Annotated in this window: 20 protein-coding genes, 1 tRNA gene and 2 pseudogenes; 12 read left to right on the top strand and 11 right to left on the bottom strand. The window is 65.0% G+C overall.

The window, feature by feature from the left end; genetic code table 11:
- Nucleotides 1–49: 49 nt before the first annotated feature.
- The 3 genes and pseudogenes from WDJ58_RS00455 to WDJ58_RS00440 all read left to right on the top strand — a co-directional run bounded on the left by WDJ58_RS00455 (nt 50) and on the right by WDJ58_RS00440 (nt 2,182).
- Nucleotides 50–124 (top strand) — tRNA-Val (locus tag WDJ58_RS00455).
- A gap of 444 nt (nt 125–568) precedes the next feature.
- Nucleotides 569–1,214 (top strand): annotated as a pseudogene (locus WDJ58_RS26290) (tyrosine-type recombinase/integrase).
- A 125-nt stretch (nt 1,215–1,339) separates the two neighbouring features.
- Nucleotides 1,340–2,182 (top strand): hypothetical protein, encoded by an 843-nt coding sequence (locus WDJ58_RS00440; RefSeq protein WP_338915651.1) that lies wholly within the window; start codon nt 1,340–1,342, stop codon nt 2,180–2,182.
- 90 nt (nt 2,183–2,272) lie between these two features.
- Here WDJ58_RS00440 and WDJ58_RS00435 read toward each other — a convergent pair whose 3' ends face one another.
- Entirely contained in the window at nt 2,273–3,988 is a 1,716-nt protein-coding gene (locus tag WDJ58_RS00435) for a pentapeptide repeat-containing protein (protein ID WP_338915650.1), read from the bottom strand.
- Between the two features lie 483 nt (nt 3,989–4,471).
- On the opposite strand from WDJ58_RS00435, the gene WDJ58_RS00430 reads away from it, so the two are divergent.
- Nucleotides 4,472–5,131 carry a ribbon-helix-helix protein, CopG family gene (locus tag WDJ58_RS00430; RefSeq protein WP_338915648.1) on the top strand — a complete coding sequence of 220 codons (660 nt, stop codon included), beginning with the start codon at nt 4,472–4,474 and terminating at the stop codon, nt 5,129–5,131.
- Between the two features lie 255 nt (nt 5,132–5,386).
- Complete coding sequence (locus tag WDJ58_RS00425) at nt 5,387–5,554, top strand: hypothetical protein (RefSeq protein WP_338915647.1); 168 nt, start codon at nt 5,387–5,389, stop codon at nt 5,552–5,554.
- Between the two features lie 632 nt (nt 5,555–6,186).
- On the opposite strand, the gene WDJ58_RS00420 is transcribed toward WDJ58_RS00425, so the two are convergent.
- A complete protein-coding gene (locus WDJ58_RS00420; protein WP_338917898.1) occupies nt 6,187–8,001 on the bottom strand; it encodes an asparagine synthase in 1,815 nt (604 codons plus the stop codon).
- A gap of 616 nt (nt 8,002–8,617) precedes the next feature.
- Here WDJ58_RS00420 and WDJ58_RS00415 point away from each other — a divergent pair.
- Nucleotides 8,618–9,760, top strand: a complete 1,143-nt coding sequence (locus WDJ58_RS00415; RefSeq protein WP_338915646.1) for a CBS domain-containing protein — start codon at nt 8,618–8,620, stop codon at nt 9,758–9,760.
- A gap of 97 nt (nt 9,761–9,857) precedes the next feature.
- On the opposite strand, the gene radB is transcribed toward WDJ58_RS00415, so the two are convergent.
- Complete coding sequence (radB, locus tag WDJ58_RS00410; protein WP_338915645.1) at nt 9,858–10,562, bottom strand: DNA repair and recombination protein RadB; 705 nt, start codon at nt 10,560–10,562, stop codon at nt 9,858–9,860.
- Nucleotides 10,563–10,671: 109 nt separating this feature from the next.
- Between radB and WDJ58_RS00405 the strand changes: the two genes are divergently transcribed.
- The 3 genes from WDJ58_RS00405 (at nt 10,672) to WDJ58_RS00395 (ending at nt 12,992) form a co-directional block, all read left to right on the top strand.
- Nucleotides 10,672–11,052, top strand: a complete 381-nt coding sequence (locus WDJ58_RS00405; protein WP_338915644.1) for a DUF4429 domain-containing protein — start codon at nt 10,672–10,674, stop codon at nt 11,050–11,052.
- 121 nt (nt 11,053–11,173) lie between these two features.
- Nucleotides 11,174–11,908 carry a hypothetical protein gene (locus tag WDJ58_RS00400; protein WP_338915643.1) on the top strand — a complete coding sequence of 245 codons (735 nt, stop codon included), beginning with the start codon at nt 11,174–11,176 and terminating at the stop codon, nt 11,906–11,908.
- Between the two features lie 181 nt (nt 11,909–12,089).
- The gene (locus WDJ58_RS00395; RefSeq protein ID WP_338915642.1) at nt 12,090–12,992 is read left to right on the top strand and encodes an alpha/beta fold hydrolase; all 903 of its coding nucleotides are present in this window, start codon (nt 12,090–12,092) and stop codon (nt 12,990–12,992) included.
- A 55-nt stretch (nt 12,993–13,047) separates the two neighbouring features.
- Here WDJ58_RS00395 and WDJ58_RS00390 read toward each other — a convergent pair whose 3' ends face one another.
- The 4 genes and pseudogenes from WDJ58_RS00390 to larC form a co-directional block, all read right to left on the bottom strand.
- Nucleotides 13,048–13,770 carry a helix-turn-helix domain-containing protein gene (locus WDJ58_RS00390; protein ID WP_338915641.1) on the bottom strand — a complete coding sequence of 241 codons (723 nt, stop codon included), beginning with the start codon at nt 13,768–13,770 and terminating at the stop codon, nt 13,048–13,050.
- An 85-nt stretch (nt 13,771–13,855) separates the two neighbouring features.
- Nucleotides 13,856–14,314 carry a DUF4112 domain-containing protein gene (locus WDJ58_RS00385; protein ID WP_338915640.1) on the bottom strand — a complete coding sequence of 153 codons (459 nt, stop codon included), beginning with the start codon at nt 14,312–14,314 and terminating at the stop codon, nt 13,856–13,858.
- An 88-nt stretch (nt 14,315–14,402) separates the two neighbouring features.
- Nucleotides 14,403–14,714 (bottom strand): DUF952 domain-containing protein, encoded by a 312-nt coding sequence (locus tag WDJ58_RS00380; protein ID WP_338917897.1) that lies wholly within the window; start codon nt 14,712–14,714, stop codon nt 14,403–14,405.
- 24 nt (nt 14,715–14,738) lie between these two features.
- Nucleotides 14,739–16,106, bottom strand: a pseudogene (gene larC, locus WDJ58_RS00375) (nickel pincer cofactor biosynthesis protein LarC); the annotation flags it as partial.
- A 129-nt stretch (nt 16,107–16,235) separates the two neighbouring features.
- Between larC and WDJ58_RS00370 the strand changes: the two are divergent.
- Nucleotides 16,236–18,458 carry a CDC48 family AAA ATPase gene (locus WDJ58_RS00370; protein ID WP_338915639.1) on the top strand — a complete coding sequence of 741 codons (2,223 nt, stop codon included), beginning with the start codon at nt 16,236–16,238 and terminating at the stop codon, nt 18,456–18,458.
- A gap of 255 nt (nt 18,459–18,713) precedes the next feature.
- A complete protein-coding gene (locus tag WDJ58_RS00365; RefSeq protein ID WP_338915638.1) occupies nt 18,714–19,568 on the top strand; it encodes a DUF6920 family protein in 855 nt (284 codons plus the stop codon).
- A 48-nt stretch (nt 19,569–19,616) separates the two neighbouring features.
- On the opposite strand, the gene WDJ58_RS00360 is transcribed toward WDJ58_RS00365, so the two are convergent.
- The 4 genes from WDJ58_RS00360 to WDJ58_RS00345 all read right to left on the bottom strand — a co-directional run bounded on the left by WDJ58_RS00360 (nt 19,617) and on the right by WDJ58_RS00345 (nt 21,662).
- Nucleotides 19,617–20,234: a uracil-DNA glycosylase gene (locus WDJ58_RS00360; protein ID WP_338915637.1), complete on the bottom strand. Its 618-nt coding sequence runs from the start codon at nt 20,232–20,234 to the stop codon at nt 19,617–19,619.
- A 23-nt stretch (nt 20,235–20,257) separates the two neighbouring features.
- Nucleotides 20,258–20,899 carry a DUF99 family protein gene (locus WDJ58_RS00355; RefSeq protein ID WP_338915635.1) on the bottom strand — a complete coding sequence of 214 codons (642 nt, stop codon included), beginning with the start codon at nt 20,897–20,899 and terminating at the stop codon, nt 20,258–20,260.
- 10 nt (nt 20,900–20,909) lie between these two features.
- On the bottom strand, nt 20,910–21,101 hold the full coding sequence (locus WDJ58_RS00350) for a DUF5786 family protein (protein ID WP_338915634.1): 192 nt from the start codon (nt 21,099–21,101) through the stop codon (nt 20,910–20,912).
- A 123-nt stretch (nt 21,102–21,224) separates the two neighbouring features.
- Nucleotides 21,225–21,662, bottom strand: a complete 438-nt coding sequence (locus WDJ58_RS00345) for a cupin domain-containing protein (RefSeq protein WP_338915633.1) — start codon at nt 21,660–21,662, stop codon at nt 21,225–21,227.
- Between the two features lie 120 nt (nt 21,663–21,782).
- Here WDJ58_RS00345 and WDJ58_RS00340 point away from each other — a divergent pair, with 120 nt between their 5' ends.
- A complete protein-coding gene (locus tag WDJ58_RS00340; RefSeq protein ID WP_338915632.1) occupies nt 21,783–23,864 on the top strand; it encodes a DEAD/DEAH box helicase in 2,082 nt (693 codons plus the stop codon).
- The last annotated feature ends 67 nt before the right edge of the window (nt 23,865–23,931 follow it).

The following is a 23,931-nucleotide window of genomic DNA, read 5'->3' as shown; positions in this document are numbered from 1 at the left end:
GGCGGTTCCGAAACCTTCAAACACCTCTCCGGGGTACGGTAGAGTGCGAGGGTTCGTGGTCTAGACCGGTTATGACACCTCCTTGACATGGAGGAGGCCGGCGGTTCAAATCCGCCCGAACCCACTCGCTTATTACGGTTTCACCGGCCATAGCCGGTGGCTTCAAACCCGCCACTTGTCGCCACGGAGGTGGGTGCAGTGAGCCGTGAAGTATGGCTCGAACCCCCAGTCTGCGACTACTGCGGGGACTACATCCTCGAAGAGGAGCAACCGTGTCCCGCGTGTGACGACGGGAGGTGCTGCTACCCATGACTGACAGTGGGCAGCCAAGCGCCGGTGAGCCGAGCCACAACGGCGCAACCCCAGCAGAGGGGTCCGCGGAGCACGCGCTCTGTATTCAGCAGGACTGTTGAAACCTACCACGGATTGAGGGTTTCAACAAGATCATCTACTTCGGTACCCCTTCCCATTCCGACATCACATTGGGGGTGAGCTTTGGAGTCTGTGCGTAGACTCCGAAGTTCAAGTAGGATGGGCCCGTGTTCGTATTTAAAGAGTCCCTCCCGAAATGCCCGAAAACGCAGATTCCAAAGTTCGCGCGAAAGTGTGGCTCACTCCCGACCAGGTCGATGCCCTCCGTACCGCCTGCTACGAGGACACGGGACTTCGTACCTCCAGCAGCGCAACGAGACCATCATCGCGCTCACCTACGACACCGGCCTCCGAGTCGGAGAGCTCGTCGACCTCGACGGCGAGATGCTACGGGAGGGCAACAGCGAGCTGTACCTCCCCGGCCACATCCAGAAGGACTACCCGAACGACAACAGCCCTGGTCCGGTGACGATGGCGCTGTCGGCAGACGTGACCCGGCTCGTCTCGTCCTATCTCACCAATCGGTGGAAGGAATCATCGGCCCTGTTTCCGGGGCGGTCGTCCGAGCGGATCAGCACCCAGGGTGTTCGCAATATGCTCCACAAGTAGCCGAGACAGCAGACCTTCGCCCCTACCGCCTCGATGGCTCTCGAGGTGACTCTGGAGACGTGACGCCGCACGCACTCCGGCACAGCGTCGCCTACCGGATGATGAACGCCGAAGACGGAAACACGCTATACGACGTCCGGAACAGACTCCGGCACCGGTCGATACAGACGACCGAGCGTATCTACGACCACCTGATCAAGGTGTCGCGTCCTCGCCAACTGATCTATTTGTGATATATTCTATCCGGCCTGCTGAATAGAGGGCGCGTATGTTGCATATCAAGAGACCCAGAACCACTGGTAGCTATGAATCCGCAAAGACCACTATATTTAGTCCTTGGTAGACTATCTCTATGTGAATGCCGTACGAAGATCATCCAGTTACAATCTCACCAAGGAATGATTCTAAAAAAGTTTGGAGGTATATGGATTTATCACAGCTAATGTCCCTATTGGAAAAGACATCACTTTACTTCACCAGAGTCGATCAATTTGAGGATCCTTTCGAAGGAAAGTACCCGCAAGGCAACTACGAAGACCGAAAGTTGCTGGTCAATAAATATCGGGAGTGGTGGGAATCAATTGTTGAAAAGCACGATGAATTGGACCCGAAAGATGGGACGATAGGAAAGGTTCTAGAGGCTCTAAAGTCAGGTCCCTTGTTAGATGAGTTCGATAGTGACCGTATGTTCTTTTTGAATTGCTGGCATATGAATGATTATGAATCAGCAGCAATGTGGAATACTTATTTGAAATCTGATGAGGGTATCGCTATTCAATCTCGTTTTGGACGACTAAAATCTGCTCTTCAAAATTGTGATTATCGCATTCACATAGGGAAAGTCCAATATCTGGATTATGATGAAGAGACAATTCCAGAAGACAATACTCTACGACGATACTTATCCAAAAGAAAGAGCTTTCAACACGAACGGGAGTTGAGGATGTTATGTGATCAGCTCCCCTACACAGGTGAGATTGAATATGACGAAGAGGTACAAGCACCTGCGAGGAAAATTGATTGGAGTGAGCAACCAGAGGGAATTTATATTTCAGTAGATCTGGACAAACTCATTGAAAAAATTTACGTCGCACCGACCTCACCATCTTGGATCGCGGAATTAATAAGTGAAATATTGATCACTTATGACATTAAATGTGATGTGGAACATTCCAATATGTTTGATGAGCCATCTTATTAAACTCTGCCCGATCCTGTCAATAGTTGGATCCGCTCAATATATTCTCTGACTAAACGAGGTCGGTGGCATTGTCCTGGAAGCGAGGGTGACTCAACGGTGGACTGATCGAGTGAGTGTGAATACGAAGAGGGCGATCAGGAAGGCGCCGAGGAACCCTTCAAATGCGCTTAACATACGGATGAAGGGTGATTCACTTCCGGAGGGGGGTGAGCCTATGGTGAATGTAATGAAGCTCTGGAAGCTAAAGAGGAAGGATTCGATCCAGATGCTGGGTGGGGCGCGGTATGATGCGAGGAATCCCTGGAATAGGAATGTAGCGAAGAGGATTATTCCGAATGAGATTCCGATTACGTAGCTAGGACGTTCTCCATAGCCGGCTGTCACGTAGAGGAGGTCGTTTGCTGCTGTGGAGAGGATTCCTTTGAGGCGGGTGAGGGGCGACTTGTCGGAGCGGACAGTGGCGTAATGTTGGGCTCGTCGCTGCCGCATTTCGCGAAGGAAAAATTCACTTGCGGCACGATTGTCGCCTGATGCACGGGCCCCGTTCTTAGCTTTGAGATAAGTTTCTTCCAGATCAGTGGGTGTTGGCTCCTTAGTGAACTGCAGGGATGGAGGCCCGTCAACGTCTGGTGTATTGAAATGATGGATATTCCAGTTGGATTCCAGCAAGTTCGTGTGGTACTTGCTAAAGTCGAAACCGTCGAATGTCGTCCTCCGGAAGCGAATAGTGTCGAGATCAACTACAGTATTTAATGTATTGACCAAATAGGATGTTGACTCTTCTAACTCCTTGATTTCCTCGTGTATTATCTGGCTATGAAGATCGACCTCGCCTAAAGAAGCGTCTGTGAAGTCGACTGCTATCTCACCGGACGGGTCGTATTTCCATTCGTCGGTGTCTTCATGTTTCTCGCCGATGACCAGCTCTATAGGGCCTTGGGTGAGGTTGGCATCTCGGAAGGAAACGATGATGTCAGCGGCCGGTGCGTGGAATTGAAAGTGGTGGCTCCCAGTGCAGTCAATCTCAGCAAAGTCTGGTGAGATGGTAAACTGAACGTGCTCGAATGTCGCCTTGCGGCGGAAACGGCAACCCTTGAAGTTACACTTTTCTCCGGTAAATGCTGACCTGGTGAAGGTTACGTCATCATTGAACCGGGCGCGAGAGAAGATGGCAGTTCCATGGAATTGCGTGTCCCCAAAATCGGTCCAATCCCTGAATGTGGTGTTATGAAAACTAGCTGTATCTGAGAATTGGCTCTCATTAAAACGGACTCGATTGAAAAACGCGGTATTACAGTATAGCTCCTTAAATTCTGTTCCATTGAAATTTGCATATCGTTCAAAGGTGGCTAGATCGAACCTGGCTAACTCAATCTGGCAGCCACAGAGCCGGACTCGATCCAAGAATTCGGAGACATCCGCGAGAAGGTTCTCAATATTGGCATCGTCGCATCGGAGGACATCATTAACTCGTGCACTCGTCAAATTGAGAACGTTGAGTGAAGCGTGTCGAAGGTCAATGCTGTCGCCGCCCACTACGTGGAGGTCTGCTTCAGAGAGGTCTAACGTTTCGACACTGATGCCAATAAATTGGGATCGCCGAGGGTCGTCCGACTGGAGTCCTTCGAGGAACGCCGTCCGAATCTCCATCGTAGATGGCTGGACCTCTGGATCACATCGAGTAACGTGGAAGACACAGTAGGCTGCATCCTCATACGACTCGTGTGGACACGTCCACTGCCCAGATATCGTCGTCTCCGACGATTCTGGATTGAACTTATACGAACAGCCTCCACTCATTGCCATCCACAACTATCGATACGTAAGTAAATATTCGTGACCAAGACTAAGTTCTAGGTATGAGTAGATACGTTGACTAGAATGACCGGAGACAAATGTATACGTGGTGCTAAACTCACGCTCTGTATCTCGCAAACGTATATTACCACATCTCGGGGAGTTCAGCAGAGCCGGATATCCTGCCACTGGGAATGAAAAGGGAGGTTTGCCGGCAAGCACCGCATTCGGCTACTTGTTGAGGTATTCGAGGCCTTTCCTCCTGACGAGGTATAACGGGCTCACCGCAGCCAGTTTGACACTGGTGATCGCCGCCCTCGATTTCTACGACACCCACTTCGATATCACCGAGGAGCTTGCTATTCGGCTCCTTCGGGTGTAGGGGCTGCTGTCCAGTCTGTGGGAGTATACCGCGGAAACGCCCCCAACGCATAATATCATCGGGTGGTATAATAGGGTTATACGATGGCGACATGCCAAGGCAACCTCCCGATGACGACCAAGGTCGACGAGGCAACGCAGGAGATTGTCGACGAATCGGCAGAAGAGGTTGGCGTGAGCCGATCCGAGATACTTCGCCGGCTCGTTGCCCTCTTACACCAGTCGGAAAACGAGGCGTTGGAGTATCCCACGTGTACGGAAACGATACGTATTCGACTCGAGGAAGGCGACCTGGTGGCTCACGAGCCGAATGATACTCCGACTACGGAGATAACAGATGGTGGAGCAACCGTCCAAACTGGACACGACACCCCTGTAGACGAGACGGATACAGTCGATATCGCGAGCACGCAGAACCTCCGGTCACGCGCTGCCGAGCTGGAGTCGGTCATCGAGAGCCAGCAACAGGAGATCGAATACCTGCGCGACGAACTGGCTGCGGAGAGGGAAGTCATCGACGACCATGCCGTGTCGAAGGTATCGTACGACGACCTGGCCCACCTCAAGGAGCGGGTCGAGTGGACCAGTAACCCGGTTCGCGAGATGGTTCCTCGTGTCGAGTCACTCACTGCAGTATCGGAACTTTCCTCGTCAGGTACCTGTCCTGCTTGCAGTGAGGAGCTTACGGTAGAGGAGCCGTTTACCGACCTGGGTGGACCCGCTGCTGTAGAATGCGAAGACTGTGGGCTGGTCGTTGGTCACAGACAATAGTCGAGTACCGGCCGAGGGATCGGTTTACTTCCCGACACTAACGGTCTCCCCAGTGATTGCGTCGAACAGTATTCCCAGCTTGCGAGGAGCCGGTTACTCTTCGTCCTCCACATGGAGTGCCCACACGGGAAGGAGCGCGACACCTGTGAGTGGGTCGATTACTCGCAGGCGAGCAAGTGTCCGTCCTCCCGAAGTCCCCACCCGGTTCGCCGTGGGTCGATCACGTGGCAGTTGAACCGTGGCGTCCCAATCGAGGTGGTCGCGAAGCTAGTCAATTCGTCGGTTCGCGTGATCGAGGAGCACTACGACCAGCCCACCCAACGGGAGGAACTCGAGAAGCGGCGCCGTGAGCACATCGGTCGGCTCGGACTCGACGACGAGCCGGGGGGATCGGACGGCAAGGAAGGAGGTGATTCCGCATGACGTGGGCGGTGTCAGCCCGAACCCACTCACCTAAGACAGTTACGTTGGATAGCGGTGGGGATGCAGTTCACGACCTGTCGATCTACGTATAGGTGCGGGACACGGTCGCTCGAGAACGACGGCCAGGGTCGTCTCGCGGCTGACCCGGTCGTCGATCGACGCGGCTTCGACCCTGACCGCCGAGAAGAAACCGGTCCGTGGAACGGACGAACCGTCGAGCGATCCGGGGCGTTGTGGGGCGGCGTCTCCGGGGACGGGATCGGAGCGTCTTCGCGCGAACTGCGGTAGAGCCTGGAGACCCTGTCGTCGAGGGTCCGGGATACGTCCTGCTGAACCAGTTATAGTTTTCCATTCCGTATGATTGATATTCTCAGACAACCATCCAGCGGGCGGAGGTGAGAGTCATGCCCGGGCACAACGACGACGACGGAAAAGGGATGTAGGACCGAGCGATCTCAGGGGTAACGTATCGGATTTCTGGACCGGGGATGAGTCCGCCGAGCATCACTCGTCGGTTCGATCCGGCGGCGTCCCCGTCCGGATGGATTCCGTCTCGAGGGACTCGATCGGGGACTGCGACCGATCGGTCGCGCGGCACCAGGGGGAGGAGGGGGAGGACCTTCGCCCCCCGTTCAGGGCTGGTCGTCGGCTGTCGCGATCCGCCTCGTGAGCGGTGCCTCGAGGAAGGTGACGAGTCGGTAGAGCAGTTTGGCGTTGTCCTCGCCAGCGAGGTGGTCCTCGTAGCAATCGACAGCGGCATCCCAGTCGAGAAACGGGAGCGATCGTATCACATCCTCCGCGTCGTAGAGCGCGTCCTTGACGTACGATCCCTTGCGGATCAGTTCCGGGTGATTCCCCCAGGGGTGGTGACCCACATGTTCCGCCGGGATCGCCTCGAACGGGGAGGCCAGGCGGAGGGCGTTCATCGGGAGATCACCGATTCGATGGACGGGGTACGAGCATCTGACCGGGACTCCGGTGGCGGCGTGTGGGATGTCGGCGAGTTCGGGGTCGATCGCCTTGACGGCCGAATTGATGACGTTACGCCTGAGCTTGTACGCCGTCGGCGTGGCCATCCACAGATCCAAGAGCCGGTCGTCGTAGATCGGCATCTGAAGTTCGAGATTCTCCCGGAGGCTCTGTCTGAAGAACGGGTCGGTAGTTGCGGGGACGTGGAGCCGTCCGAGCACGAAATCCCTGAACGAGTCGAACTCGATCCCGTAGCTCTCGACGTGATCCCCGATCCATCGGATGTTTCGGGCGAGAACGTCCGGGAGTTCCACGTCCGAGTCGACGAACTCGGGCTTTCGAGGGCCGAATTCACGATCGAACTCCTCGATCGAGTTTATCGGGAGTTCGACCCTGGTGTCGTGGGGACCCAGGGGGCCGAGACCGACGTATCGGGTCGGTACGAACGTCCCTTTGAACATCGTGTCGGCAAAGTGGCCAGTGAGGAGCACGTCGACCTCCGACCTGATGTCGTCGATGAACCCCTCCGCCCAGGCCTGGTTGAAAAGTTGTTGGAAGTTCCACATCTTCGGCGAACGTTCCAGCACCCTTCCGAGATACCCCGGATCACGACGGAGAAACCGGAACGGGACGTCCTTTTTCATCGCGATCCGCTCGGCGGTCCTCGCCTCCTTGCTCATCCAGTCTGCCATGTGATAGGCAGTGACGTCGACATCGTCGTCGAGCGCTCCGAGTATCAGCCGCGCGTCGCTTCCGCCGCTGAGCAGTATCCCGTACCGCTTCGAACGGTCACGAGTTCGTTCGGCCACGGACGCCTGGAACCGGTCGACGAACGCGTCGACGTACGCGGAGTAGCTGTCGAACGTCCCGCTGTCGGAGAACTTTGGCCGCCAGTAGGTTTCCCGGGAAACCGAGCCCCCCTCGAGATCGTAGGTCGTGACCGTCCCGGGGGGGAACGTTTCGATCCCCTGTAACGGGGTCTTCACCCCGTAGGGACCACCTCTCCAGGACAGGTGTTGCACGACGTACTCCTCGTCGAACGCGGGCGAGATCGATGGATACTCCGCGAGCGACTGGACGTGAGCCGAGAACACGACCGTGTCGTCGTCGGTCTCGGTGAAGTAGAGCGGCCAGGTCCCGAGGCGGTCCGTGAAGACGGAGACCCTCGACCGCTCGCGGTCGTAGACGACGCCGACGAAGTCGCCGTTCAACCGGCGAACGAAGTCCAACCCGTCATCCGCGTACCGACGAGCACAGTATGTCGACGGGGGACGGTCCTCCGGTCTTCGGGGTCGATAGGATCCGTTCCGCCGATAGCCGACGACGTTGCCCCAGACCCAGACCAGGGCGTCACGCTCCGGGGCTCGACCGGGGGCCTGGTCGTTTCGGCTCGGGTGGGTGAACCCGTGAAGACGAAGCGACGAGTCCTCGTACCGGGACTCGTCCTCCTCACCAGTCCAGGCGAGGGTCTCGGCCATATCGTCGATCGGGTAGCCCCCACCACCGATGACCCCACATCCTCCAACCATCGTACGTGTCATTGATGCTCATGGATCATTTATTTGTGTTGGTAGGGGTGGTCCCACAGACACCGCCCCCCTTCGTCCTCGTATGCCTTCCTCCGTGCCGACGGACCCGACTAACGTGTATCGCTACCCAAGGGATAACGCCAGGGGGGAACGACGCCCAGTGGGACACGAGGACGAATCGGAACCACGGGAGCGGAGCGGGTTACGCCCGGGACGATCCGCGAAGCGATCCAGTACAGACCCCCAAAGGCGATAGCGATCGTCGGAACTACTCGTCGCCAGAGACGGTGACCGACGTCGATGCCATCGACGTGATCGAGGACGGATGAGTCGCCGAGTCGGGAACGCATGGGGGAGGCGAGAGCGGCGGTCACGCGCGAGTTCCGTTGGCGGGAGCGGGATGACTGGACCCCGGCTTCGGGAACAACACCAGGTCGCGTTATCGGGGGTCGGACTCTTCTGACCCTCCGGCCTCACTCCGGGGTCGCCGGACGCCACCGCCGAGGGCCGGGACGGATACCGACATTTCATAACTTCGGGCGGCGAACGGGAGGCAGGATCGACCATGGATATCGCAGATATCGCGACCCGCGAGCAGATCGAAGTCGAGTCAGACGAGCGTCTCGGGAAGGTCAAGTCGCTGTTCGAGCGGGAGAACCCCAAGGGGATACTCGTCCTCGAGGACGGCGAGTACGCCGGCATCATCACCGAGCGACAGCTCCTCTCCTCGCACGTGGAGGACGACACGAAGGCCGCGGCGATGATGAAGAGCGCCCCGCGGGTCGATCGGACCGGCGACGTCCGCGAGGTCGCGCGCATCCTCGTCGAGGGCGGCGTGAAGGTCGCCCCCGTCTTCGAGGCCGGCGGCCTCTGGGGGATCATCACCGTCGACGCCATCCTCGAGGCGGTGGTCGAGAACCTCGACGTGCTGACGGTCGAGCAGATCTACACGGAGGAGGTCGTCACCATCCCCGAGTCCGACAGCGTCGGCCGCGCGATCAACCTCCTCCGCGAGAACGGGATCTCGCGGCTCCCCGTCGTCGACGACGACGGCCTCCTCTCGGGGATGCTCACCACCCACGACATCGTCGACTTCGTCGTCCGCGACGAGGGGCGGACCACCCGGGGCGACCGGGTGGGCGACTCCGACCGGATGCTCGACCTCCCCGTCTACGACATCATGAGCAGCCCGGTCGAGACCGTCGATCGCGGCGCGAGCGTTCGCGACGCCGTCGATCGGATGCTCGAACTCGACCTCGGGGGGCTGGTCGTCACGCCCGAGGAGGACGACCGGCTCGTCGCCGGCGTGCTCACGAAGACCGACGTGCTCCGCGCGCTCACCTACACCGAGGAGGAGCATATGGACGTCCAGATCACGAACATCGACCTTCTCGACACGATCAGCCGCGAGGAGATCGTCCGGAGCATCGAGCAGGTGTCGGACAAGTACAGCGAGATGCAGGTCCACCACGCTCACGTCCGGTTCAACGAGCACAAGGAGAAGCTCCGCGGGACGCCCCTGATCTACGCCCAGATCCGCCTGCGGACCAACGTCGGGCAGGTAGCCGGCACCGGTGAGGGATACGGTTCCGAGTCCGCGTTCCGGGTCGCCCTCGACAAGCTCGAACGGAACGTCATCGAGAAGAAGGGGATGCAGTCCGACGAGGAGTACCAGGGCCAGCTCCTCCGGAAGCTCGGCGAGCTGTAGGCGGCGACCCGCAGCCCTCCGTTCACGCTCACGTTCGCGGGGTCTCCAGCGGGACAGGGGAACGAAAGAACCGGTCACCTATCGACGGAGCGACGGCTCAGACGGGCTCCTCGACCGCCTCGAGCCCCGATCCGGTGATGCGGAACCGCGCGGTCTCGCCCGCGGCCATCGAGCGGTGCTTCTCCAGGGTCGCCCGACGGTTGCCCCCGCGGAACCGCTCGACGCGGACGACGGTCCCCGACCAGTGGGTGAGAGTGTGTCCGCCCAGCGGGCGGGTGCGCTCGGAGTCGCTGTCGGGATCCGAGAACACCTGGTTCGTGATGACGACCGCGAGGTCGTGCTTGCGGGCGAGCGAGAGCAGGTGGGTGACCTGCCGCGTCACGGCGCGGAGCGTCGCGCCCTCGTCGCCGTCGTCGCGTTCGAGCCGGTAGAACCCCGTCGCCGAGTCGAGCACCACGAGATCGACCTGTCCAGCGAACTCCGCGGCGTCGCGGACGGCCTCCTCCTGTTCGCCGAAGTCGAGCGCGTCCGTGATGATGATCCGCGAGGCGATCCCCTCGACGCTCACGTCCCCGTCGGCGCGGGCGCTCGCCACCTGTTCGAGCCGGTCGACCGACAGCCCCTCGGTGTCGATGTAGAGGGCGGTCCCGCCCGCGGCGGCCACCTCGACGGCCGCCGAGAGCGCGAGGTTCGTCTTCCCCGACGCCGGCGGGCCGTAGATCTGAGTGACCGTGCTCCGCTCGAACCCCCCGCCGAGCAGTTCGTCGACGGGCGCACACCCCGTCGGTATCCGATCGTTCACTACCTTCCAGTTCTGCGTGTTCGGGTATAAACCTCCGCGATTCCCGCCCACGAGTCCCCGGTCACCTCGCCCGTGGACTTTTCGTTCCCGGGGTCGTCCTACGGTAACGATGAACGTGGCGTCGGACGGTACCGGAGGGACGGGGGACGGCGAGGAGGGCGAGGTGGCCGAGCCGCTCGTCTCCTGCCGGATGCAGGGCGGGACGCTCTCGGTCCACGCCGACCACGTCTCCATCGAGCGGTCCTCGGCCTCGATGTTCGAGGACAAGCGGATCCCGATGGGGGAGATACGGGGCGTCGACCTCTCCCCCGGCATCCTCACCGGACACATCCAGATACGGCAGGCGGGCGTCGAGCCGGGCGAGGCCGGGTTCCTGTCACACCCCGTCGACGAGAACACGCTCTACTTCCCCCGTCTACGCCGGGGCTGTGCCGAGCGGGCCCGCGACGCCGTCCTCGACCGGGCGGCGCTCGACCGGGCGGACGAGTGAGACACGGGGATCGGGCCGCTCTCGCCGCCGATCCGAACCTCCCCAGCGTTCCGTGGGTCGTCAGTGCCGCGGTCATCCCCTCGGTGGCAAGCGCTTTACTCGACCTCCACCAACGGGGGACGTGATCGTCGTCGCCACCGCCGACTTCGAGGTCTACCACGACGTCGTGGGCGAACTCCGCGAGCGCGGGGTGACGTTCACCACGGTCGAGCCCGGCGAGGATCTGCCCGAGCACACCCGCGTCGTCGTGACCGGCCCCGACGACGAGGTCGATCCCGGCGAGGCGACGCTCGTGCGTGTCTCGGGAGGCGAGTCTCGCCGGGCCGTCGAGGAGGCGCTCGCGACGCTCCGCGGGGGCGGTGGTCGGACCGTCGTCGGCGTCGACCCCGGCGAGCGCCCCGGTATCGCCGTCCTCTCGGGCGAGACGGTGGTCGCGGCGTTCGCCGTCCCGCTGTCCGACGCGGTCGCGACCATCGAGCGCGAACTCGACGGAGCCGTCGACCCCGTGGTCCGGGTCGGTGACGGCGCGCGGCTCCAGGGCGCTCGCATCGTCGACGCGCTCGACGACGTTCGGGTGGAGCTGGTCGACGAGACCGGGACCACCCCCTACCTCGGGCAGGGGACCTGCGGCACGGGGGTGGGGGACGTCCTCGCCGCCGTGAACATCGCCCGGCTGGAGGGGGAGCCGGTGACCTCCCGCGACGTCGAGCCGACGGCGGGGGAGATCCAGGTCGTCAAGAACCGCTCCCGGGAACGTTCGCCCGAGAACCGCGAGCTCACCGACAGCCTCGCCCGACGGGTGGCCCTCGGCGAGCTCTCCCTGGAGGAGGCGATGGCCGAACACCGCGAGGAGTAGCGAGGCCTCGGAAACGTGAACGGCGACCGCAGGGAGCCGTGAACGGGGTGAGCCCTCGGCCCGGGCGGGGCGCGGACCACTCCCTCCGAACGGCGAGTGGAGCGATCCGCGACCGGCGAGGCGTACCCCAGAGGGGGCGTCTGTTGGGGGCTCTTTTGTCCGAGTACCGCGTGCTTCGACCATGGCCAGGGGAGCCCCCGTCCGTGATCCCGACTGGGTCGACCGCGCGGCCTACCCCTTCGAGTCACGGTTCCTCGACCTCCCGCACGGGACCGTCCACTACGTCGACGAGGGGCCCGCTGACCCCGACGCGGCCCTCCTCTTCCTCCACGGCAACCCGACGTGGTCGTTCCTCTACCGACACCTGATAGCGGGACTCCGCGACGACTACCGCTGTGTCGCGCTCGACTACCTCGGCTTCGGGCTCTCGGAGCACCCGGTGGGGTTCTCGTACCTCCCGAGCGATCACGCGGCGGTCGTCGAGGGGTTCGTCGGAACGCTCGGGCTCGACGGGGTCGTCCCGGTCGTCCACGACTGGGGTGGGCCGGTCGGGCTCTCGTACGCCGCCGACCACCCGACGAACGTCCCCGGGCTGGTCGTCACGAACACGCTCTGCTGGCCCGTCTCGGGCGATCCCTGGTTCGAGGCGTTCTCCCGGCTGGCCGGCGGTCCGCTCGGTCGGATCGCCTGCGAGCGGCTGAACGCCTTCGTCGAGTACGCGATGCCGCTGGCCTACGCCGACCGTTCACAGCTCACACCCGCGATACGCGAGCAGTACCGTCGACCGCTCCCGCCCGGCGGGCGGCGGGGGACCTGGATCCTCCCACGGGCTTTCCGGACCGAGCGCGAGTGGCTGGCCGACCTGCGCGAGCGCGTCCCGGTCATCAAGCACCATCCCACGCTCCTCGCGTGGGGGATGGAGGACCCGCTGTTCCGCGAGCGGGACCTCCGGCGGTTCGAGACCCTGTTCGGGGACGCCCGGACCGTCGAGTTCGGCGGAGTCGGTCACTACGTGCCGGAGGAGACGGGCCCTGCTCTCGTCGATCCGGTCGAGACGTTCCTCGCCGATCTCGATCTCGGGTGAGCGTCGATCGGGTCGTCCCCGTCCTCGCCTCGAATCCCTCCCCGCCCCTCTCTCCTCAGCCGGCGCGGGTGACCCGTTCGGCGTCCTCGGTCGTCCCCTTCTCGTCCCCGTCCCGATCGTCCTTCTCCGGGAACGACCCGATGCAGATGGTGTCCTCGACGAGCGCACCGGTGCCCCGTCGGAGCTGTTCGGAGAGCGCCTGATGTGAGACACCGATCTCGTCCGCGAGTCCCTGGAGCGTCACGTCCCTCGGGACCTCGAAGTACCCCCGCCTGGCCGCCAGCTCCAGCACGCGGTGCTGGCTGTCGGTCAGCCCGTAGCGGCCCGCGGGCTCGCCCTCCATCTCGCGCAGCGTGATGATGTCGAAGGTCAGCCCGTGCTCCTCGGCGAACTCGTGGGTTCGCGAGAGGTGGTCCCGATCCGGGTAGAGCCCCCTGAGGTGCCAGCCCTCGTCCCGGCCGTAGGCGTCGAGGATCGTCGCCTCCGAGTTCGTGAGCATGTGGAGGAGGAGACGGACGTGGTCGGTCCACTCCATCCGATAGAGGAACTCCTCGTCGAACTCGGAGAGGAGTTCCACGCCGTCGACGGTCGGATCCTCCGCGAGCGTGGCTTCGAACGCTTCGCGGTCGTCGTAGCGGACCCACACCAGCGGCATTATGCTCTTCTCGCCGCTCTGGACGATACGCTCGCACTCGACCTCGAGCTCGGGGAGCCGTTCGAGCGTGTAGTCGAGCGCCAGTTCCCGGCTCGGGATGGTGCCGGTGACGATGGTGGCCATGCCGGACCAGTAGGCTATCCGAGGAGAAGAACCCGTAGCTTTCCTTCCGGTCCTCGACGTCGACCGACCGCCGCGTGCCGCCCCGTCAGTCCCCCTCGACGTGGCGCTCTATCGTCCGGACGTTCCACTCGTTGGCCTTCCAGACCGCGTCGAACAGCGTCCCGAGAACCGGCACGGACCCGACGCCCGCGTCGACGGCGATCAGCGCGAGCATCCTGGCGATGGTCTTCCGCTCCACTCCGAGCCGGTAGGCCTCTACGACCGGGTACAGCGAGAGGAGCGCGCCGAGCAGGTCGCCGACGACCGGGACGATACTCAGGATCGGGTCGAGCCCGACGCGGAAGTCGGTCCCGGGCACGGGGATGGCGTCGTCCAGCAGCCAGCCGAACGCCCGGACCCGCTCGACCGTCGCCTCCTCGTCGGCCGTCGGGCCTCCCTCCCGAGCCGCCCGCCGATCGAGCTCCGAGAGCCCCTCGTCGCCGAGGGTCGTCGGATCGTCCGTCGTCTCCTCCGGGAGTCCGCCGGTCGCGCTCTCGCCGTTCATACCCCTACGAGGGCCGTACGACGAATAGGGTCGTCCCCGGCGTGTGCCGGGCCGAGCGTGGAGTCTCCGGGGCCGGAGGCCGACCGGCTCAGCGCAGCGCCTCCGGGAGGACGTACTGGCCGTCCTCTCTCGGGAACGGGAGCACCTCGACGACGGCGTCGCGCTCGATTGGCCCGTAAGCGTGCGGGAACGCTCCCGAGGGCGTCTCCTCGTACCTGACCGCCGCGGCGAGTGCCGCCGGGTCGACGACCAGCAGTACCGGGTCCTCGGCGTCGGCGTGGCTGTACGCCGCGACGCCGAGTATCGAGTCCGCGGTCGAGAGGTGGACGAACCCGTCCACGTCGAGCGAGTCGGGGCGATAGGCGTCCTCGACCGCCTCCCACCGCCTTCGCTCCAGCACGTGCAACAGTCGGTCGTCGGTCGCCCCGCCCTCCCGGGCCGCCCGCTCGGCTCGGCGGGCGACCTCCCGCACCGCGAGCCCCGTCTCGCGGGCGACGGCCAGCGCGTCGTCGTGTTCGGCGCTCACGTCGTAGACCGTTCCATGGGTATCGCTCGCGATCTTCACGGCCACCTCGTGGCGCTCGTCGCCGTCGAGGAGCGTCGCCGTCACGAACCGGCGGTTCGCGATCCAGCGGTGGTCGGCCCCCGAGTCGCGCACCCCGAGCGTCCCGGTCTCCTCGGCCAGTCTGCGGGCCACTCGCTCGGCGTCCTCGGGTTTGACCACGACCTTCACGAGGTGGCCCGGCCGGGACTTCTTCATCGTCGTCGGGACCACCGTGACGTCCCGCGCGCCGGCGTCGGCGAGCGTCCCCTGGAGGCTCCCCAGGATCTCCGGCGTGGCGTCGTCGAGGTTCGTCTCCAGCACCCGTATCCCGTCGCGGACGAGCGATCCCGAGGACTCGCCCACGGTCGCCCGGAGGACGTTCGGGTGGTCGGTGAAATCGTAGCCTCCAGCGCCGTAGCCGACCCGCTCGACCCGGAGCGAGGGGAGCGCCTCGACCCCCTCCGCGAACTGTGCGAGCAGGGCCGCGCCCGTCGGCGTGAGCAGTTCCGCCTCGACGGGTCCACCCCGTAGCTCCCACGACGCCTCGGCGGCGAGGTTCATCACCGCCGGCGCAGGTATCGGATAGGTCCCGTGGCTCATCGAGACCTCGCCGCCGCCCGCGGCGACGGGCGTCGTCACCACCCGTTCGACGTCGAGGTCGTCGAGGAGGAGACACGCGCCGACGACGTCCGCGATGGCGTCGTCGGCCCCGACCTCGTGGAAGTGCGTCTCGTCGAGGTCGGTCCCGTGGACCCTCGCTTCGGCCTCGCCGAGCAGCTCGAAGGTCGCCCGGGCGTCCGCCTCGACGCCGGGATCGAGATCCATCGAGGCCACCACGTCGAGCACCTCCGCGTAGCTCCGATTCGGCCCGGCACCCTCCGCGTGGTCGTGTCCGTGGGGGTCGTGGTGGTCGGCGTGCCCGGGGGAGTGGTCGGGGGTACCGGTATCGCCATCGTCGTCGTCGTCGTGTTCGTGGACGTGCTCGGCCCGCGTACCCGCGTTTGCGCCGTCGGCGCTCCCACCCTCCTCTCCGTCGGCGCTCCCGTCATCGTCCCCGTCGAGACGGACGGTCACGGTCGTCGCATGGATACCGTTCTTCGTCGTCTCGCCGACGTCGTAACGGACGTCGAGGCGGTCGGCGTCCTCGACGGGGGCGAGGGCCGCGCGGTCGGCACCGGCCGCGAGCAGCGCCGCGAGCAGCATGTCGCCCGAAGCGCCCATACGGCTGTCGAACGCGAGGGTTCGCATACCGGGAGGCGGCGACCCGTCGGCAAAAGCGGTTCGGGGTCGGTGCGTCCGACGGCCGTCGGACCGCGGCTATGTGAACGGAAGACATATGGACGCCGCGGGCCGTTCGTTTACACACTACAGCCTATCATGAACGAGGTTCAACTGGAGGTGGCGAAGGCGTACCCGAACGACTCGGGACGCGGCATCGCCCGCCTCGACCCGGACACGCTGCTTCACCTGAAGCTCAGTCCGGGAGACATCATCGAGATCGAGGGGGCGGACACGACCGCGGCGAAGGTGTGGCGCGCGGACCGGCAGGACTGGAACACGGACACGGTCCGGATCGACGGGTTCACCCGGCAGAACGCCGACGTGGGCATCGGCGAGCGGGTCACCATCCGCAAGGCCGAGGCGACGAAGGCCGACCGGCTGGTACTCGCACCCCCGGAGGAGGCGAGCGTCCAGTTCGGCTCGGACGCCGCCGGGATGGTCAAACGGCAGATACTCAAGCGGCCGGTAGTCGGGCGTGACATCGTCCCCGTGATGTCCTCGACCAACCACCCGTTCATGCGCTCGCCGGGCCAGGCGATCCCGCTCATCGCCGTCGAGACCGAGCCGGAGGGTGTCGTCCTCGTCACCGAGGACACGGAGGTCGAACTGCGCGAGGAACCGATCTCGGGGTTCGAGAAGACTGGCGGCGGCATCACCTACGAGGACATCGGCGGCCTCGAAAGCGAGATTCAGCGGGTCCGGGAGATGGTCGAACTCCCGATGAAACACCCGCAGATCTTCAAGAAACTGGGGATCGAGCCCCCACAGGGCGTGCTGTTGCACGGCCCGCCGGGCACGGGGAAGACCCTGCTCGCGAAGGCGGTCGCCAACGAGACCTCGGCGAGTTTCTTCTCCATCGCCGGCCCCGAGATCATCTCGAAGTACTACGGGGAGTCCGAACAGCAGCTACGCGAGATATTCGAGGACGCCAGCGAGGAGTCGCCCTCGATCATCTTCATCGACGAGCTCGACTCCATCGCGCCCAAGCGCGAGGACGTCACCGGCGAGGTCGAGCGCCGGGTCGTCGCCCAGCTGCTGACGATGATGGACGGGCTCGAATCGCGCGGCCAGGTCATCGTCATCGCCGCGACCAATCGCGTCGACTCGGTCGATCCCGCGCTCAGGCGGCCGGGCCGGTTCGACCGCGAGATCGAGATCGGTGTCCCCGACGAAAAGGGTCGGAAGGAGATCCTCCAGATCCACACCCGCGGGATGCCCCTCTCCGACGACGTCGACCTCGACCACCTCGCCGACGAGACCCACGGCTTCGTCGGCGCGGACATCGAGAGCCTCACGAAAGAGGCCGCGATGAAGGCTCTTCGCCGGTATCTCCCCGAGATCGACCTCGACGAGGAGGATATCCCGCCGAGCCTGATCGACCGGATGATCATCAAGCGCAACGACTTCCGGGGCGCGCTCGCCGAGGTCGACCCGAGCGCGATGCGCGAGGTGCTCGTCGAACTCCCGAAGATCACCTGGGACGACGTCGGCGGGCTCACCGACGCCAAGGAGCAGGTCCAGGAGTCCGTCGAGTGGCCGATGAACTCCCCCGAGAAGTTCGAGCGGATGGGGATCAACCCGCCCTCGGGCGTCCTCCTGTACGGCCCGCCCGGCACGGGCAAGACGCTGATGGCCAAGGCCGTGGCCAACGAGACGAACGCCAACTTCATCTCCGTCCGCGGCCCGCAGCTGCTCTCGAAGTGGGTCGGGGAGAGCGAGAAGGCCATCCGGCAGACGTTCCGCAAGGCTCGGCAGGTCGCCCCGACGGTGATCTTCTTCGACGAGCTCGATTCGCTCGCACCCGGACGGGGCGGCGACATCGGCTCGAACGTCTCCGAACGGGTCGTCAACCAGCTCCTCACCGAACTCGACGGGCTGGAGGAGATGGAGAACGTGATGGTGATCGGCGCGACCAACCGCCCGGACATGATCGACCCCGCGCTCATCCGTAGCGGGCGGTTCGACCGCCTCGTCTACATCGGCGAGCCCGAACTCGAGGGTCGCGAGCAGATCCTCAAGATCCACACGCAGGACTCGCCGCTCGCGCCCGACGTGAGCCTTCGTGAACTCGCGGAGATCACCGAGGGGTACGTGGGGAGCGACCTCGAGTCGATCGGCCGCGAGGCGGCCATCATGGCGCTCCGCGAGGACGACGAGGCCGACGAGGTCGAGATGCGCCACTTCCGGAAGGCCCTCGAATCCGTGCGGCCGACCATCAACGAGGACATCCGGGACTACTACGAGCGCGTCGAGGAGGACTTCCGCGGCGGCCAGCCCGAGCCCCGGAGTGCCGGCGGCGGCCGCATCGGGTTCCAATAAAGCACCACCACTTTTTGCTGCGTCGGGTTCGCTCGCTTCGCTCGCGAACCACTCCTTGCAAAAACGTGGGGAAAAACTGCGCTCCTCGCGGCTTCGCCGCTCGGAGCGGGTGAGCGTGCTGGTGTCCCCGCACCGCACAGCACCGCTTGTCACAGTTCGATGTGGGTCCTGCGGTCCCTCGGAAGCGGGTCGGCTCCCCGACGCCCGGAGGGAGAGACACGAACGCTGATACGCCCCCGGGGAGGACGGGGGGACATGAGCGAGAGAACACCCACACCCTCCGCGCTCCCGGCGCTCGCCGCGCTGGTCGCCGCTGCAGTCGGGCTCGTCCTGTTCAACACGCTGCGGGTCGCCCGGCTCCACGACCGCCTCGCGTCGGATCTCGTCGCGGGGGCCAGCGCCGACACCGGGCGGTCGGTCAGGAGCGCGGACTTCGAGGGGCTCCCCGAGCCCGTCCGTCGCTACTTCGAGACCGTCCTCGAGGAGGGTCGACCGTACGTCCGGACCGTCCGGCTGGAACAGACGGGGGAGTTCAGACTGCGCGAGTCCGAGCGGACCTGGCGGCCGATGGAGGCGACTCAGCGCTACACCGTCGACCCGCCGGGGTTCGTCTGGAGCGCGACCGTCCGCGTCCTCCCGTTCCTCCCGGTGACGGTCCTCGACGCCTACGACCACGGCTCGGGCGTCCTGCGGGCGCGGCTCCTCTCGACGGTCACGGTCGCCGACGTCGGCCCCGACCGGGACATGAACGAGGGCGAGCTCGTGCGCTACCTGGCCGAGGCGGTCTGGTTCCCCACCGCACTGCTCCCGTCCGAGGGCGTCGAGTGGGAGGCCGTCGACGACTCCTCGGCGCGGGCCACCATCGAGGACGGCGGGAACACCGCCTCGGCCGTGTTCCACTTCGACGAGAACGACCGCGTCGAGCGGGTGACGACCGAACGCTATCGCCAGGAGGCCGACGACCACGCACCGTGGACCGGCCGCTTCAGCGCCTACGAGGAGCGAAACGGGCTGGTCGTTCCCACGGAGGCCGAGGTCGAGTGGAACCTCCCGGAGGAGGACCGTCCCTACTGGCGTGCGGGGATCGAGCGGATCGAGCACCGACCGTAGCGGCGACGGCTCTCTCCCGGCGTTCGACCCGAAACGGGGTTCGGGGGTTCAGAACTCGCCGAGGCGCGACTGATCGTCGCCTCCGCCGCCACCTTCGCTCCGGACGCCGGCGAGCGAGACGGCCTCGTCCAGCGCCGCCGCGAACGTCTCCTCCTGGCTCCGATCGTACAGCGTCGCGGCCGGGTGGACGGAGACGAGCAGCCGCCGGGAGGTGTCGGCGATGCGGACGTCGTGGACCGATCCGGCCTCCTTCGTCACCGCGACCGAGCGATCCAGGAGGTGCTCGCTCGGCACCTTCCCGAGCGTCACGATCAGGTCCGGGTCGACGCGGTCGATCTCGCACTCGAGGTACGGCCGGCAGTTCTCCAGTTCCTCGACGTGCGGGTCGCGGTTCTCGGGCGGCCGACAGCGGACGCAGTTGGTGATGCGTATCTCCTCGCGGGCGACCCCGCGCTCGCCCAGCGCCTCCGTGAGGACGTCGCCGGAGCGCCCGACGAACGGCTCGCCCTCGCGGTCCTCCTGTGCGCCGGGGGCCTCGCCGACGAACAGGAGTTCGGCGTCCGGCTCCCCCACGCCGTTGACGATCTGCGAGCGGGACTCGACGAGGGCGGGACACCGCTCGCAGCCGGTCACCTCGAGGCCGTCCATCGCGTCGGGGTCGTCCATGCCCGCGGTTCGACGGGGCCACACTAAACGGGTTCGTCCCCGCCCCGATCCCCGCCGGCGGTCTCGGCTTCGTCCCCTCCTTCGAACTCGTCCTCGCGGAGCGCCCGACCGGCGCGGGCAGCCATCCGGGCGATCCGCAGCGGCTCGGGTCGGCCGCCCTCGGGCGTGAACGCACGGACGACGTCGCGTGCCTCGCTCGGCTCACATCCGACCCACCGGAGGAACACCGCCTCGTCGTTGATCGGGAGGCGCGAACGGGGTGGGAGCCGATCGAACCGCTCGAGCCGGCGTTCCAGCGCCCGACCGGAGAACGCGCGAGTGAGCGCCTCCTCGAGCGGCTCGTCGCTCGGCTCGAACGTCACCGCGACGATGGGTCGGTCGGTTCGCTCGTGCAGGGATTCGAGATCGAGGAGGTTGTACCAGGCGGGTGCGACTCCCGCGAGAAGCAGATAGCGGACGTCCGGGCGGTCGAGGTCGGTCCAGAGACGGACGACAGCGTCGGTCGCGTCGAGTCCGCCGACGGTGCACGTCTCGAAGGCCAGTCCGTCGACGACGCGGTCGGCGCGGACCACCGCGCCCGCGAGCGTGCTCCTGCCGCCTCCCTCGGCGCGGGCCGTCCCCGGGTAGGACTCGGCGACCCCGAGCGCGCGGACGCCCGACTTCACGCCCGGTCCCTCAGTCCGAGGCCTCGCCGCCCTTTATCTCCTCGAGTTTGTCCAGCAGGTCGTCGCTGCTCGTGTCGCCGAAGTCGTACTCCACGGATCCCTGGTGGTCGTGCTCCGCGGTGTTCACCGCCTCCTCGTCCTCGAGGTCGGTGTCTACGGCCTGGTTCTCCTGTTCGGATTCGTCGTAGCTCCCGAAGCCCATGTCCGTTCGTACCTTACGGATTCTCGGTGTTAAATCCGACGCCGCCGGCGCGGGACGACGGTGAGTCCGCGCTCGTACCCCCGCGACCAGTCTCTCCCCGCGAAACTCCTCCCTATCGGGCCGCTACTCCTCGTCGAGCAGTTCGATGCTGTCGTCGCCGACGGGCACCGCGCAGATGAACGCCCCCTGCTCCGTGCCCTCGTTGCGGTACCAGTGGACGACGCCCGCGGGGATGAACAGCGAGTCGCCGGCCGAAACCTCGTACTCCTCGTCGTCGATCCCCACCACGTACTCCCCTTCGAGGACGTACTGCTCGTGTTCGATCTCGTTGGTGTGCTTCGGGACGCTCGCGCCGGCGTCGAGCGTGAACCGGCGGATCGCGAGGTTGCGCGCGCCCTCGTCCTCGCCCACGAGGACGCCCTTCCGGAGGCCGGGCGCGGCGTCGGTCGATTCGTAGTCGACCTCGTCCGCCCGGCGGACCACCGGATCGAGACCGTGGGTGTCGGCCGGGTTCGACAGCTGGTCGGCTCCGCCGTCCGTCGTCGGTGTCTCCTCGTCCATACCCGCCGTACGACCCCCCCTACCAAACACTCTTCGCCGTCGGTCTCCCTCTTCGACTTCCTCCACTCGGTGTCGGAGCGTTCCGGGCGAGTGAAGTACCGCGGCCGCCTACACGAGCGCGTGTCACAGCAGGTCGCGGAGGTGGAGACGCTCCTCCTCCACGAGCGCGACGGGACCTACCTCGTCGCGGTCGAGCGGGACGGCGAGCGGGTGCTCCGGGGGGCCCTCGAGGTGAAGCAGACCGGTGCCGGCCCCCGCCCCGCCCGTCTGCGGGTCAGGACGGGCAACGACGAGGACCTCCGCGGGCCCGAGCAGTTCGTCGAACTCGCCCGGCGCGCCCGCCGGATACGCATCTCCGAGCAGACCTCGCGGGAGGGACGCGACGAGCTCCGCGAGCTGCTCGACGGCTACCAGCTCGAGGCGAAGGTCGTTCGGACGTGCCGGCTGTGTGCGAACGCCGGACGCTACTCGCCGCTGACCACCGAGACGGCCATCGTCGACGGGAACGAACACGTCTGTCCGGACTGTGCGATGCGCGAACTCGAACGCGAGGCCGAATTCAGGGGGCTCCGCTCGGGCGCGCGGGACCGGCTGGAGGATCTGCTCCTCGAGGTCGGGGACCTCGAACGCATCCGGAACCTCCTCTCGGGGGACCTCGACCCGGACCTGACGCGGTTCGACACCATCTCCGCGACCACCGACGAGGTCGACCTCGTCCCGGTCTCGGAGCTCGACGTTCACCCCGACCTGAAATCGAAGGTCGCGGGGCGGTTCGACACGCTCCTGCCAGTCCAGAGTCTCGCGGTCGAGCACGGCGCGCTCGACGGTCGCGACCAGCTGGTCGTGAGCGCGACGGCGACCGGGAAGACCCTCGTCGGCGAGCTCGCCGGGATCGACCGCGTGCTGAAGGGTGAGGGGAAGATGCTGTTCCTGGTGCCGCTGGTCGCGCTCGCCAACCAGAAGTACGAGTCGTTCCGGGAGCGCTACGGCGACCTCGTCGACGTCTCCATCCGAGTGGGAGCCTCGCGGATCAACGACGACGGCAACCGGTTCGACCCCGGCGCGGACATCATCGTCGGAACCTACGAGGGGATCGACCACGCGCTCCGTACGGGACGGGATCTGGGGGAGATCGGCAGCGTGGTGATCGACGAGATCCACACGCTCGGCGAGGACGAGCGCGGCCACCGGCTCGACGGGCTCGTCTCGCGGCTGAAGTACTACACGGAACGCGGGACGACGCAGTCCTCCCGGAACGGCGAGCGGCGGAGCCGCGAGCCACGGGACATGGACACCCAGTGGATCTACCTCTCGGCGACCGTCGGCAACCCCGAGGAGCTCGCGGGGAAGCTCAGAGCGAACCTGATCGAGTTCGAGGAGCGCCCGGTCCCCATCGAGCGCCACGTCACGTTCACGAGCGACGGCCGCGAGAAGGAGGAGGTCGAGAACAAACTCGTCAGGCGGGCGTTCGACACGAAGTCGAGCAAGGGCTTCCGCGGTCAGACGATCGTCTTCACGAACTCGCGCCGGCGATGTCACGAGATCTCCCGGCGGCTGGAGTACGACTCCGCCCCGTACCACGCCGGGCTCGACTACGGCCGGCGGAAGAAGGTCGAACGGATGTTCGGCGACCAGGAGATCGCCGCGGTCGTCACCACCGCGGCGCTGGCCGCCGGGGTGGACTTCCCCGCCTCGCAGGTGATCTTCGACTCGCTGGCGATGGGCATCGAGTGGCTCACCGTCCAGGAGTTCGAGCAGATGCTCGGGCGGGCGGGCCGACCGGACTACCACGACGAAGGGACGGTGTACGTCCTCGTCGAGCCGGACTGTACCTACCACGGCTCACAGGAGATGACCGAGGATGAGGTGGCGTTCAAACTGCTGAAGGGCGAGATGGAGTCGGTCGAGACCCGGTACGACGAGGCGGCGGCCGTCGAGGAGACCCTCGCCAACCTCGTCGTCGCCGGCAAGCACGCCAAGAGACTCAACGACCGGATGGTCGGGGAGGTGCCCACGCGCCACGCCCTCGCCAAACTCATCGAGTACGGCTTCATCGACGGGCTCTCCCCGACGCCGCTCGGCCGGGCGGTCTGCCGGCACTTCCTCTCGCCGGACGAGGCGTTCGTCATGCTCGACGCCGTCCGGCAGGGGAAACACCCCTACGACGTGGTGGCCGAGGTCGAACTGATGGACGAGCACTGAGTCGACCGAATACACGACGACCGGGACGGTGCGGGACGCGCCGCCTCTGTCGGGACCTTTTTAGCCG

It is taken from the genome of Salinirubellus litoreus (assembly GCF_037335815.1).
Taxonomy (GTDB): domain Archaea; phylum Halobacteriota; class Halobacteria; order Halobacteriales; family Haloarculaceae; genus Salinirubellus; species Salinirubellus litoreus.
This window is presented reverse-complemented; position numbering and strand designations above follow the sequence as displayed.